General features: G+C 63.3%; 11 protein-coding genes and 1 tRNA gene. 4 read left to right on the top strand and 8 right to left on the bottom strand.

Annotated features, from left to right (window positions below; all coding sequences use genetic code 11):
* Position 1 precedes the first annotated feature (1 nt).
* The 3 genes from tgt to JYP50_RS05470 all read right to left on the bottom strand — a co-directional run bounded on the left by tgt (position 2) and on the right by JYP50_RS05470 (position 2,524).
* Positions 2–1,105, bottom strand: coding sequence for a tRNA guanosine(34) transglycosylase Tgt (gene tgt, locus JYP50_RS05480; RefSeq protein WP_206559764.1), 1,104 nt, complete (start codon positions 1,103–1,105; stop codon positions 2–4).
* Positions 1,106–1,119: 14 nt separating this feature from the next.
* Entirely contained in the window at positions 1,120–2,190 is a 1,071-nt protein-coding gene (gene queA / locus JYP50_RS05475) for a tRNA preQ1(34) S-adenosylmethionine ribosyltransferase-isomerase QueA (protein ID WP_206559475.1), read from the bottom strand.
* A 103-nt stretch (positions 2,191–2,293) separates the two neighbouring features.
* Complete coding sequence (locus tag JYP50_RS05470; protein ID WP_347136726.1) at positions 2,294–2,524, bottom strand: hypothetical protein; 231 nt, start codon at positions 2,522–2,524, stop codon at positions 2,294–2,296.
* Between the two features lie 194 nt (positions 2,525–2,718).
* Between JYP50_RS05470 and JYP50_RS05465 the strand changes: the two genes are divergently transcribed.
* Positions 2,719–2,805 (top strand) — tRNA-Leu (locus tag JYP50_RS05465).
* A 288-nt stretch (positions 2,806–3,093) separates the two neighbouring features.
* On the opposite strand, the gene JYP50_RS05460 is transcribed toward JYP50_RS05465, so the two are convergent.
* Positions 3,094–4,431 carry a PLP-dependent aminotransferase family protein gene (locus tag JYP50_RS05460; protein WP_206559474.1) on the bottom strand — a complete coding sequence of 446 codons (1,338 nt, stop codon included), beginning with the start codon at positions 4,429–4,431 and terminating at the stop codon, positions 3,094–3,096.
* 88 nt (positions 4,432–4,519) lie between these two features.
* Between JYP50_RS05460 and JYP50_RS05455 the strand changes: the two genes are divergently transcribed.
* Positions 4,520–5,128 (top strand): DJ-1/PfpI family protein, encoded by a 609-nt coding sequence (locus JYP50_RS05455; protein ID WP_206559473.1) that lies wholly within the window; start codon positions 4,520–4,522, stop codon positions 5,126–5,128.
* A 2-nt stretch (positions 5,129–5,130) separates the two neighbouring features.
* Positions 5,131–5,763: an FMN-binding negative transcriptional regulator gene (locus tag JYP50_RS05450; RefSeq protein WP_206559472.1), complete on the top strand. Its 633-nt coding sequence runs from the start codon at positions 5,131–5,133 to the stop codon at positions 5,761–5,763.
* Between the two features lie 100 nt (positions 5,764–5,863).
* On the opposite strand, the gene JYP50_RS05445 is transcribed toward JYP50_RS05450, so the two are convergent.
* The 4 genes from JYP50_RS05445 to JYP50_RS05430 all read right to left on the bottom strand — a co-directional run bounded on the left by JYP50_RS05445 (position 5,864) and on the right by JYP50_RS05430 (position 11,965).
* The gene (locus JYP50_RS05445; RefSeq protein ID WP_206559471.1) at positions 5,864–7,813 is read right to left on the bottom strand and encodes a TonB-dependent siderophore receptor; all 1,950 of its coding nucleotides are present in this window, start codon (positions 7,811–7,813) and stop codon (positions 5,864–5,866) included.
* A gap of 2 nt (positions 7,814–7,815) precedes the next feature.
* On the bottom strand, positions 7,816–9,900 hold the full coding sequence (locus JYP50_RS05440) for a TonB-dependent siderophore receptor (RefSeq protein WP_206559470.1): 2,085 nt from the start codon (positions 9,898–9,900) through the stop codon (positions 7,816–7,818).
* 258 nt (positions 9,901–10,158) lie between these two features.
* A complete protein-coding gene (locus JYP50_RS05435; RefSeq protein WP_206559469.1) occupies positions 10,159–10,800 on the bottom strand; it encodes a response regulator in 642 nt (213 codons plus the stop codon).
* Position 10,801: 1 nt separating this feature from the next.
* The gene (locus JYP50_RS05430; RefSeq protein ID WP_206559468.1) at positions 10,802–11,965 is read right to left on the bottom strand and encodes a sensor histidine kinase; all 1,164 of its coding nucleotides are present in this window, start codon (positions 11,963–11,965) and stop codon (positions 10,802–10,804) included.
* Positions 11,966–12,177: 212 nt separating this feature from the next.
* Between JYP50_RS05430 and JYP50_RS05425 the strand changes: the two genes are divergently transcribed.
* The gene (locus JYP50_RS05425; RefSeq protein ID WP_206559467.1) at positions 12,178–12,675 is read left to right on the top strand and encodes a hypothetical protein; all 498 of its coding nucleotides are present in this window, start codon (positions 12,178–12,180) and stop codon (positions 12,673–12,675) included.
* The last annotated feature ends 68 nt before the right edge of the window (positions 12,676–12,743 follow it).

The following is a 12,743-nucleotide window of genomic DNA, read 5'->3' as shown; positions in this document are numbered from 1 at the left end:
CCTACACCCCCCGCGCCTGTTGCTCGTAAAAGGCTTCGCTGAACGCTTCCAGCGACCCGTTTTCGATGGCCGCGCGGATACCCGCCATGTGGCGCTGGTAGAAGTGCAGGTTGTGAATGGTGTTGAGCTGGCTGCCGAGGATCTCGTTGCACTTGTCCAGGTGGTGCAGGTAGGCGCGGCTGAAATTGCTGCAGGTGTAGCAGTCGCACTCCTCATCCAAGGGCAGGGTGCTGGTCTTGTGGCGGGCGTTGCGCAGCTTGAGCTGGCCGCGGGAGGTGAAGATAAAGCCGTTGCGGGCGTTGCGGGTGGGCATCACGCAGTCGAACATATCCACCCCGCGGCGCACGCCCTCCAGCAGGTCCGCCGGGGTGCCCACGCCCATCAGGTAGCGCGGGCGGTCTTGCGGCAGGATGGGCTGCATCACATCCAGCACCGCCATCATCTCGTCCTTGGGCTCGCCCACCGACAGGCCGCCGATGGCGTAGCCGTCGAAACCGATGTCGGTAAGCCCCGCCAGGGAGGCCTGGCGCAGCTGCGGGTACATACCCCCCTGCACAATGCCGAACAGGGCGCTGGGGCTGTCGCCGTGGGCCGCCTTGCTGCGGGCGGCCCAGCGCAGGGACAGCTCCATCGACGCGCGCGCCTCCTGCTCGGTGGCCGGATAGGGCGTGCACTCGTCGAAGATCATCACGATATCCGAGCCCAGGCTGCGCTGGATGGCCATGGAGGTTTCGGGGTCCAAAAAGACCTTGGAGCCATCCACCGGCGACTGGAAGCGCACCCCCTCCTCGGTGATCTTGCGCATCTTGCCCAGGCTGAACACCTGGAAGCCGCCGGAGTCGGTGAGGATGGGGCCGTCCCAGGCCATGAAGTCGTGCAGGTCGCCGTGCCGCTCGATGATATCGGTGCCCGGGCGCAGCCACAGGTGAAAGGTATTGCCGAGGATAATCTCGGCGCCGATGGCGCGGATGTCCCGGGGCAACATGCCCTTCACCGTGCCGTAGGTGCCCACCGGCATAAAGGCCGGTGTCTCCACTGTGCCCCGGGGGAAGGTCAGTCGGCCGCGACGGGCGGCACCGTCGCTGCCCAGGCGCTCGAACTGCATGTGGCACTGGCGGCTCATACGCTGCCCTCCGCCTGGGGACCGGGGGTGATAAACATGGCGTCGCCGTAGCTGAAGAAGCGGTACCGCTGGGCGATGGCCTCGCGGTAGGCGGCCAGTACGGTGTCGCGGCCGGCAAAGGCACTCACCAGCATCAGCAGGGTGGACTCCGGCAGGTGGAAGTTGGTAACCATGGCATCGATGCTCCGGAAGCGGTAGCCGGGGTAGATGAAGATGTCGGTGTCGCCGCAGTAGGGCTGCGGCTCGCCGGCGGCGGCGCTGGCGGTCTCCAGGCAGCGCACCGCGGTGGTGCCCACGGCGATCACCCGCCCGCCCCGGGCGCGGGTTCGCGCCACCGCCTCGCAGGCGGCCTCACCGACCTCCACGTACTCAGCGTGCATCGGGTGGTCCTCGATATCGTCCACCCGCACCGGCTGGAAGGTGCCCGCCGCCACGTGCAGGGTGACGAAGGTGCGTTCCACACCCCGCTCCTCCAGCTCAGCCAGCATGGCCTCGCTGAAATGCAGGCCCGCGGTGGGCGCCGCCACGGCGCCCTCGCGCTCGGCGTACACGGTCTGGTAGCGGTTCTGGTCCTCGGCCTCGTCGGCGCGCTCGATATAGGGCGGCAGGGGCATGTGCCCGATCACCTGCAGAATCTCACTGAGGGGCTGACCCTCCGGCGAGCGCAGTGCGAACAGCGGCCCCACCCGCTCCGTCACTTCCAGCGAATAGGGCCCCGGTTCGGCCCCCTGCGCGGGCGCCAGCAGCAGGCGGCTGCCGGGCTTGGGCGACTTGCTGCTGCGGATATGGGCCAGCGCGGTGTCGATGCCGGTCAGGCGCTCGATCAGGATCTCCAGCCGGCCGCCGGTCTCCTTCTGGCCCCACAGGCGGGCCGGTATCACCCGGGTGTTGTTGAACACCAGCAGGTCGTCCGGCCGCAGCAGGTCCAGCAGGTCGTGAAAACGGCGGTGCTCGACCGCCCCGCTCGCCCCGTCCAGGCACAGCAGGCGGCTGCCGCTGCGCTCCGCCAGGGGGTGCTGGGCAATCAGTTCCGGCGGCAAATCGTAGTCAAAATCGCTGCGTTTCATAGGGTGTGGAGAAGCCTGAATACCTCTCGGGTCGTCCCGTTATGGGGCCCCCAAAACAAGAAAGCCGGCCCGAGGCCGGCTTCCATCATAGCGCGAAACGCCCTTACTCGGCGCTTTCCTCGCCAGCGGCCTCTTCACCGCCCTCTGCCGCAGCTTCTTCCTCGGCGGGCTTCTCGGCCGGCGCGGTAACGGTAACCAGGCCTTCCGCGACCAAGATACGCACCTTCTCTTCGCCGTTCACCGGCTTCTTGTCCGCACCTTTCACCGCGTAGCGCTCGTCGCCACGCTGGTAAATGCTGTACTCGGCTGTCTTCTTGACCAGCTTCATTGCCATCTCTTTTCTCCTTGGGTACTCAGAACAGGCCCCTGGGGCCAACATCAATAGCCGCCTGCGGCGGCGGGTGGCGCGCAGTGTACAGGGATTCGGGACCGAGGTTAAGAGCCCTTAAGCCAGTCCACCATTGCACAATGGCCCGCGATTGCTATAATCGCGCGCTCTCACCGGGGCGATTGCAGCCCTTCTCCTGTGCCGGAGTGGTGAAATTGGTAGACACGTCGGATTCAAAATCCGATGCCCTAACAGGCGTGCCGGTTCAAGTCCGGCCTCCGGTACCATTAAAACAACCTGTGCTTTTCAACGGCCAATCCACGTGCCGGCCGAAGCGTCGGACCGTCAAGTCCGGCCTCCGGTACCATTAAAACAACCTGTGCTTTTCAACGGCCAATCCACGTGCCGGCCGAAGCGTCGGACTGTCAAGCCCGGCCTCCGGTACCATTAAAACAACCTGCGCTTTTCAACGGCCAATCCACGTGCCAGCCGAACGTCGAATCGTAAATTCAACCTCCCACACCAGATATACGTACAGACCAAACCATCCCGGGTAACCGTCTCGCCGAACCCGGCTAGCCGTCGTGGTGGTGCTCGACAACCTGCCTCACCATCATCAGCGCCTGCCGAAGCGTCGACAAGTCCACCGAGCCCAGTGCGATACGAATCGCATGTGGCGCATGGGCCGCTATCGAAAACGGCTCGGCGGTCGACACCGATATCCGCTGGTCGAGTAAATCCCGAACCACACGCTCTGCACGAACCTCCTCGGGAAGCGGCAGCCACAGGAAGTAGGACGCCGGATGACTAACGAACCGCAGCCCTTGCAACACTTCCGCTGCGACGGCCTGCCGGGCAGCGGCGTCTTTGCGTTTCTGCGACTCCAGCCGCGTCACGGTCCCGTCTTCGATCCAGCCACAGGCAATCGCGGTCATGACCCCCGGCGTATTCCAGGTTGTGGCGCGGATAGCGCGCTCTATACTGGCAACCCACGCTTGCGGCGCAGCGACAAAGCCGACACGCAACCCGGTGGCGACGCTCTTGGAAAGCCCTGAGACATAGACCGTTCGTTCCGGCGCCAGGGCCGCAAGCGGTGGCGGCGCATCCGCTTCCAGGAAGGCGTAGGGTGCGTCTTCGATCAGCGCCAGGTCGTATCGCCGCGCCAGCGCTACCAGGTCGCGCCGGCGCTGGCGGCTCATCACCCAACCCAGTGGATTGTGAACGGTGGGTTGTACATAGACCGCGCGCACCCGGCGCCGGGCGCACAGGCGTTCCAGGGCGCCCAGGTCCGGCCCCTGCCGATTTGCCGGCACTGGCGCCAACTCAAAGCCGAGGCTTTCGGCGAGTACTTTCATGCCGGGATAGGTCAATGCGTCGGCTGCCACCACCTCACCGGGTTTCAGCAATGCCATGGCGGTCGTCGCCAAGCCATGCTGGGCGCCATCGACAATAACAACGTCGGACGATTCGACACACAGGCCGCGACTGGCCAGGTGTCGGGCGACGCTTTCCCGCTCATGGGCGCGCCCGCCGTGGGGCTGGTAGCGCAACAGTGCATCCAGGTCGCCCGCCGCCGCCAGTCTGCGCAAAGCGCTGCGCAGCAGTTCCGCCTGGTCGGGCAGCGAGGGGTAGTTGAAGTTCAGGTCCACCATGTCATCGGCCACCGCGTGCTGGTCGATGCCCATGCCGCGCGGCAGGGAGATTTCGCGGACGAAAGTGCCGCGCCCCGTTTCACCGATCACCAGGCCCATAGATTCGAGCTCCGCATACACCCGTGAAGCCGTGGCCAACGCAAGGCCATGCTGGGTGGCGAGTTGCCGATGAGTGGGTAGGCGTTCACCCGGCGGCAATTCCCCGGAACGAATCCCGGCGGCAAAGGTGTCGACAACTTGCTTGTAACGGGCACGGGGCATGGCTAATTGTATCCAGTACAATATTTTGATTGTTATAGATATTGTGCCTAGGATGCCTTGAGTGAATCAACATGCCGGAGCCCACCCGATGCATATCGCCATTCTCACCTTTGAAGGCTTCAACGAACTCGACTCGTTTATCGCGCTTGGCATACTCAATCGCGTTGATAAATCCGGCTGGCGCGTATCCATTGCCGCCCCAACACCCCGAATCACATCGATGAACGGTGTTACTGTCGAGGCCCAGGCTTCACTCACTGAAGCGGCCGGGGCCGATGTAGTCCTGGTGGGTAGCGGTTTGCAGACACGGAAGGTGGTGGCGGATTCATCGCTGATGAGCCAGCTACAACTCGACCCCGAACGGCAACTGATCGGGGCCCAGTGTTCGGGCGCCCTGGTTCTGGCGCGGCTCGGCTTGCTCGATAGTACGCCCGCCTGCACCGACCTGACCAGCAAACCCTGGGTCGAGCAGGCCGGTGTTGAGGTGCTCGACCAGGCGTTTTTCGCCGCGGGGAACATTGCCACGGCGGGTGGCTGTTTGGGATCTCAGTACCTGGCCAGCTGGGTCATTGCCCGCCTGGCAGGTATCGAAGCAGCCGAGGACGCGATGCACTATATCGCACCGGTTGGAGAAAAAGACGACTCGGTTGAGCGGATGCTGCGCAATGTCGCACCCTATTTAAGCAAGGAACACTAACCATGCACATCCCCGGCAGTTTTCGCGAAGATCGGATCGAACAGCTCCACGCCCTGATGACCACGCATCCGCTGGGGCTGTTGATAAGCTATGGCGCCAGTGGTCTCCAGGCTTCGCCCACCCCCTTTACGCTGTATCCGCGGGAAGGGGAGCTCGGTGTACTGCGCGCCCATTTGGCCAGGGCCAATCCCCACTGGAAGGTACTGGCGGATTGCCGGGATTGCCTGGTGATGTTTCAGGGCGAGGATGGCTATGTCTCGCCCTCCTGGTATCCCAGCAAGGCGGACGACCAGCGTGCGGTGCCGACCTGGAACTATATCGCCGTGGAAGCGAGGGGAAAGCCGGCAATTATCGAGGACCCCGCCTGGCTTCGCCGACAACTGAACGACCTGACCGCGCAACACGAGGGCGTTCGGCCGCAACCCTGGTCAGTGGCCGATGCGCCGGAGGATTATATTGCCAGCCAGCTAAAAGCAATCGTCGGCATTGAGATGCCCATCGAAGACATCCACGGCAAGTGGAAGTTAAGCCAGAACAAATCCGGGCGGGACCTCCAGGGTGTCATCGACGGCATGGCCGATAGGCACGATCCCCACGGCAATCCGGAACTGGCGAAGCGTATGGAGGGCGGATAGCGCGCAAACCCGCCGGCACCGTCCTCCCGTTCTCCACATACCAATCCCCCGGCATGTACGCCAATCCGGAACCTCGAGCGTTTATCAACGACGTCGATTGCTAAAAATCCACCACCAGCGAAGCCGAAAACCGGCGTTTGTCCTTGAGGCCAAAACTGCGATCACCGAGCACGGACCAGGCAAATTCATTGGTGAGATTCCTGGCCTGCAAACGCATTGTCGCCGAGGAGCCGAAAAGCTCGAAGCGATAGCGGGCGCCCACATCGAGCAAGGTATAACTGGGCAGCTTGAGATCGCCACTGCGCGACGCGGTGCGTTCGCCGTAGTGGGCCACTGCGGCGTCGACGGACCAGCCCGGCGCGAAGGGCATGCGGTACTCGGTATTCATGCGCAGCAAGTCCGCGGTTTCACCCACCGGCCGGTCGCCGATCCTGCCTTCGTCCACGGCTTCCCCCGTGACGCGGGGGTCGATCAACGCGGCTCCGGCAACAATGGTCAGCGCGTCGACGGGACGCGCGGTCAGGCTGACCTCCAGGCCCCGGTTGCGCACGTCGCCGAGTGTCCGGTACACGCCGCTTTCGTCGTTGACGAAATACGGCTTTTCAACCTGGAAAAAACCGGCGATCAAACGCCACTGTTCGCTCGCCGCCCAACGCAAGCCGACTTCCATCTGTTCGGTAATAACCGCGGGCAGCGCTTCGTTGCGGTTCACCGCGTTGTCCGGCGCCACCCCGCTCTCTTCCAGTCCGCGGGTGTAACCGCCATAGAGTGCAAGCCGGGGCCCCAGATAGAGCGCCGAGGTGCCGTAGAACAACAGCGGCTGATCCTCAGTCCGGGTAACGGGCAAACCGGGTTGTGTGACGACCTTTTCGTAATCCGCCCGCTGCACACCCAGCCCCAGCTCGCCGACACCCTGCCAGCGCAGGCCGTAGGCCAAACCCAGGGTCAGTTGACGAACCTCGTCGCGCGAACGTTCACCGTAGTCGAACCGTTCCGGCTCGGGCCAGTCGAAGGAGCTTCCCAGCTGGCGCTCACCCAGATCAATGGGTGTGCCCAAGCCACCGTACAGGCGCTCCACACGGCGGGCACGGGCGGATGCGGTGAATGTATGCAACCGCTTATCGGCACGGACATCCCGGCTAAGACGCAATTCCCCGCTGGTGGATGATGATCGCTGCGCCGGATCGGGTATCAACAGGTTGTGGGTCCTGCCATCCGCTGTGGTGTTGGTATAGAGATCGACAAATTCACGCCGCGCGTCGAAGGACGAACGGAATATGCCGCCCGACAGCACCCAGCCCTCGCCGAAGCGCCCCTTGGCGACCACGCCCGTGTTAATACTGGTGCTGTCCTTGTCGGCCCAGTCCTGACCGAAGAACTTGCGGCGTTCGACCTCCGGGGGCAGGTAATCCCCCGCCGTTTGAATGGTCGGCGGCGTCTCTTCCTCCCGCCCCCTGGTGATCCCAAAAAAAGGCAGTACTTCTATGTTGTCGGTGGGTGTCCAGCGCGGTACCACTCCGGCACGGAAGTACGTGGCCTCGGACCCGTCATAGTACTGCTCCCGGGCATAGGACACACCCGCGGCAACCCCGAGGCGGCCCGTGATCAAGGGCTGCTTGGCGTCGATTTCCAGGTACGGCGCGGCATAGGGGTCCAGCCCCGCGGCAACACTGACAACGGCCTCGTCACCGGCCCTATGCAGGGAGTAGTCGACGATTCCCGTCGGCGCGGGAAACAAATAGCCCTGGGCGGAAAGCCCAACCCTGATGGTCGAACTCGGTGTAAAACGCGGCGAGGTATAGCCCTGGCGGTCGAAGTAGATGCCCTCTATGCGCACATTCCCCGCCTGGATAGGCGAGAAGCCCCGTACCGAGCTGGTGCTATACAGGCCAATACTCTCATTGCCAATGGTGGTGCCAAATGCATCGTCCGCGGCCACCACGGCATTCTCGGATGCGCGCTGGGCATGCGCGGGCACTGTCGCGAGCAGGGCCAACGGATACACCCCGCACAGCGCTCTACTGAAAACGCGCAACAAACCGTGCCTCATGCTCAAAAACTCGAGCTCAGGGTCACTTCGACAGTGCGCGGCGGCGCAACCTGGAATTGCCGCGAATTGACGTCGGTGTACTCCACATAGAACTCATCGCCAAGATTGCGTCCCCTGAGGGTCAACTCGCCGAAGGAAAATTCATAACTGAGCGCCGCGTCAACGGTGGTATAGCCATCCATGCGAATACTATTGGCTTCGTCGGTAAACACGCGGCCGGCGTGGCGGATGCCCGCGCTCACCGTCAACGGGGTACCCGGCACATCGTAGAATGCGAACAGATTCGCCACGGTCTCGGGTACGCGCGGCGGCGTATTCCCTTTGAGACTCAAGCCCTGGGCATCCAGCAGCTCCTCAAACCTGGCGTCGAGCACGGTGTAGTTGCCGTCAACGCGAAGTGAATCCGTCAGTGCCGCCGACAGCGACAGCTCCAGGCCGCGGGAGGACGCGCTGCCGCCCTGCACCCGCATCGTCGGATTGATCGGATCCCGGGTAACAATGTCATCCTGTTCAATCCAGTAGCCGGCCAGCGTCAACTCGGCGCGTTCATTCCAGAAGCTGGACTTGATGCCGGCTTCCACCGAGCGCCCCCGGGTCAGCTCGAATGTCGAGTTGGTCAGGGACATACGCACAAAATTACTGACCGGGGCGATCGCCTCACTGTACTGGGCGAAGACCTGGGTACTGGGCAAAATGTCGAAAACCGACCCCACGCGCCACGACAGTGCGTCGTAGTCGCTCTGGTAGTCGCTATCGGAGGACAGTACCGACCGTTTCAAGTCGATCCAGTCGTTGCGCACGCCGCTTACCAGGAGCCAGCGCGATGTCAGATTCAGGGCGTGCTCGACAAACACCGAGCGTATCTCCACGTCCGACATCTGGTTCTCGGCGGGCAGCGCCGCCCCCGAGCCAAATCCCCCGGGGAAGAGTCCCCGATCCGGCTCGTCCAGGGCAACGGCCAGGCTGGGGTCCCCGAACACAAAGTAGCGACGGGTGGCAAAATCCAGGTCGCTGTACTCTCCTCCGACCGTAAGTCGGTTGCGCATGCCGCCAACCTCGAAATCGGCCGCCACGGCCGCCCTTTCGATGAGGTAATCGAAATCGTGGGTAATGATACCCGAGGACCGGTCAAGCAGGCCGGTATCGACGTTGTAGCTGAACATCTCGGCGTTGATGAAGCGTCGATCCGAGTGGTAATAGCTCAGCTGGTTACGGAACTCCACGCCCTCCGCCAGCTGGTAACTGAGGTGCGAGCGATACCACTGGGTATCCGAGTCGATGATGCCATCGCCGAAGTTGTAGTTGGTGTCGCGTAGCGCGCGATCCACCACCCAGCCATCGGCCGAAGACACTATATTCGACGGTTTGCGGGCAACATCGAGCGGGACCAGGGGCGTGCCGAGATCGGCGACATCGTAGGCATCCTCGTTGTAGTCGAAGGCCAAATCGACCACGAGCCGATCGTGGGGCAGGTAGCGCGCGCTCAACGAGACGCCGGTGAATTCGCTGCCGGCATCGTCGACATAGCCGTCGCCGTGGCTGTGACTGGCCACGACGCGAGCCGCCAGCGTTTCGCCCAGGGGGACATTGATATCACCGGCAATGCGAGCCGAGTCATAACTGCCGTAGCTGACTATCCCCTGCGCACTGGCTTCCGCCATTTGCGGATGCTTCGGTAGCAGGTTGATTGCCCCGCCCAGGGCGCCCTCGCCATACATGACCGAAGCCGGCCCCTTCAACACCTCGATGCGATCGAAAGCCCAGCTGTCGATGGTGCGGGACATCATTGACGGGCTGCCGACCTGCACGCCATCGTAAAGCAACCCCACCGTGGTAAAACCCCGCATCGTGGGGACGCCTGGGCTTGTCGCGGTCAGCGTTGCATTCACACCCGGCGCCCGGTTGAGTGCCTCGAGACTCGATCTCGCCCCGAGTTCAAGCAGCTTGTCGCTGGAGAGAATATCGACAATCGCCGGAAGTTCTCGCGCCGTCAGCCCCAGGCGACTACCGGTTTTCGTCTGCGTGTCCAACAGCCGCTCGCGCTGTGACTGGCCGACGACAATCACTTCGGACAGGTCGCGTTGCACTTGAGCGGCTTCCCTCTCCTGCTGCGCGACAACCGTTACAGGAGCCGCCACAAGCAACGTCACCAGGTAGGAATACCTCAATCCACCAGCCATCGAACTCACATCCATTTGAAGAAAAACAATAAATGATATGTTATATCGTTATGTGCTGATCGAGCAAGTTCCGTGTTCCCGCAGGCGCAGACCCAGTGAACAGGATGTCGCGCCGCACACAGCGGCCCAGGGGAGTGCCTCGCCTATCGCGGCGAGCGACAGCTGCTAGTAGAGCAAGCCCATATCCATGGCCTTGAGTACCGCGCGGGTCCGGTCGCGCACGTTTAACTTACCGAGAATCGACGACACCTGGTTGCGCACCGTACCCACCGACTTGTGGGTGGCGCGGGCGATTTCCTCGTTGGAGTAGCCCGCCGCCACCAGCTGCAAGACCTGCGTCTCGATGGCGGAGAGCGGGGTGTGGACGCTGTCGCTTGCGGGGTATTCAGGCCAGGCGGACGCCACGCGCTCGGTGATCGCCGGCTGCACCCAGTGCTCGCCCCGGGCCACGGTGTGTATGGCCTTGACCAGGGCATCCAGGGTGACATCCTTGCGCAGGTAGCCGCGGGCGCCCAGGCGCAGGCAGTCCAGTACCAGCTCGTGCTCGTCGAAGGTGGTGAGGACCAGGACATTGACCGCGCGCGACGACTCGCCGAGGCTTTCCAGAACTTCCAGGCCCGACATCACCGGCATGCGAATGTCCAGCAGCACCACGTCCACGGGGTGACTGTCCAGGCACGACAGCGCCTGCCTGCCGTCGCTGGCCTCGGCCACCACATGCAGGCCCGGCCGCAGGGCCAGCAGGCTCTTGATACCCTCGCGCACCAGGTGCTGGTCGTCCACCAGCAGGATATTGATCGCTTCCATGTCAGGCGTCCTTGCGCGGGAGCAGTATCTGCAATTCGGTACCGCCGGGGCCGCTGTCGATCCGCAGCTCGCCGCCGCGCGCCTCGACCCGCTCGCGCATCCCGGTGAGGCCGAAGCCAGGGCGCAGCTGGGCGTTCCCGCGACCGTCGTCACTGCAGGTCAATCGCAGCGCCTCACCGCTGCTATCCAAGGCGATGCGCAGGCGCCGCGCCCTGGCGTGACGGCGGGTATTGGTCAGGGCCTCCTGCACGCAGCGCAGCAGGGTCTCGGCATAGCGCGCATCGTCGATGTGCAGCTTGTCCGGGAAGTCCAGCTCCACCTCCAGATCGCTCACCCCCTGCAGTAACTGTTCCAGGGCGGGGCGCAAGCCGGTATCGCTGGCGCTGCGAAAATCGCCAACCGTGGCGCGCACGTCGCTCAACAGCAGGCGCGTGATGCGCTGCGCCAGCGCCACGTGCTGCCCCACCGCCCCGGTGTCGGTGGAGTGCGAGGCCACCTCCAACTGCAGGCTCAGGGCCGTCAGGTGGTGGCCAATGCTGTCGTGTAAATCGCGGGCGATGCGCAGGCGTTCGTCCCGCTTGGCGGTGCTTCCCAACAGCGACTGGGTCGCCTTGAGCTCGCTCAACAGGCGTCGGGATGTTTCCTTTTCCAGGCGCTCGGACTTCAGGGCGAAGCCGAACACCACCACGAACAGGGACATCAGTATATAGAGCACGGCGTCGACCATGGCGAAGGGGTAGCCGGCCATGTGCTCCAGCGCGCCGTCGGTGAGGATGGGCAGTACCGCCAGGGCCAGGCAGCCCCGCAGGGGAAAGTGCTCCACCATCCGCGGCAGGTAGATCACGAACAGCACCGAGTACAACAGGGTGTGGTAGGCCAGCAGCAAGCTGACACAGGCAAGGCCGGCCCAGGCACACAGGTGGCGGGCAAGCGAGTGCCGCCGCTGTTTGTGCAGCCAGTATTCATGGGCAACCAGAAAGGCCAGCACCAGCGCCAGCGCCACCAGGCTGAGCAGGAACGAGGTGGCGGACCAACCCGCGACGGGGCTCAAGGGAGAGTCCGGCGACTTCCAGGCATTGACGGTCAGGCCAACGATCACCGTCCACACCGCAAGGCTCAGGATAAAGTTGATCTGGTGGAAAACCGAGGGGGGGTGTGCGTGCATGGGGGTGATTATGACAGAACCCGGGGCGTTCGCGGATAGGGCGAAAGTCACTGCCTTGCACACGGATGACATTTGACACATGCACCGCGGGGGAGCCTGGCTAGACTAGCGCGCAAGTCCGATAGCTACCCGCCCCGGCGGGGCGCCGGGGAAATCTCCGATCGGCAAGGCTTTTTACAGCGAGATTTTCAATAGCATAGCGAGGTTACAAAATGATGGCTAGACGCGGTTGGCTGGTAGTGGCGCTGGTGAGTTTGTTGGGCGCCTGCGGCGGAAACGACGACCCGGTCCTGGAGGAAATCAACGAGGACCTGGAAGTGGACATCGATCGGTTTTCGCTCAACAAATCAGAGCTGTACCCGGGTGAAACGGTCCATGTACGGTGGCGAACCGAACCCGCCGGCGCCTTTATATTCGATGCCCGACTCTACATCAGCCGCGACGACATCCTGTCCGGCGACGACAAACGCGTGGTGAACGAAGAGTGCGGCGTCGAGTACAACGACCACTGCGCCGCCACGGTGGATGTCAAGTTTGAATGTAAATTCCTGTCCGACAACAGCTTTGACTGCAAGGAGGACGGTGACATGCTGCAGCGCAACGACCTCACCGACTACTTCGACCAGTTGCCGTTCGAGGGTTACCTGATACTCGAGCTCTGCGGCGAGGAAAACTGCGACAAGCGCGCAAAAGCGCTCACTTTTTACTGAGGCGTCACGCCGGGTGACGTCCTGGCGGGAAATCCGTCCCGCCATGCTTGCGCGCAGTTGTCGCAAGC

It is taken from the genome of Parahaliea mediterranea (assembly GCF_017255185.1).
Classification (GTDB): Bacteria; Pseudomonadota; Gammaproteobacteria; order Pseudomonadales; family Halieaceae; genus JAFKCZ01.
The sequence above is the reverse complement of the archived record's forward strand: the minus strand, read 5'-3'. Positions and strand labels throughout refer to the sequence as shown.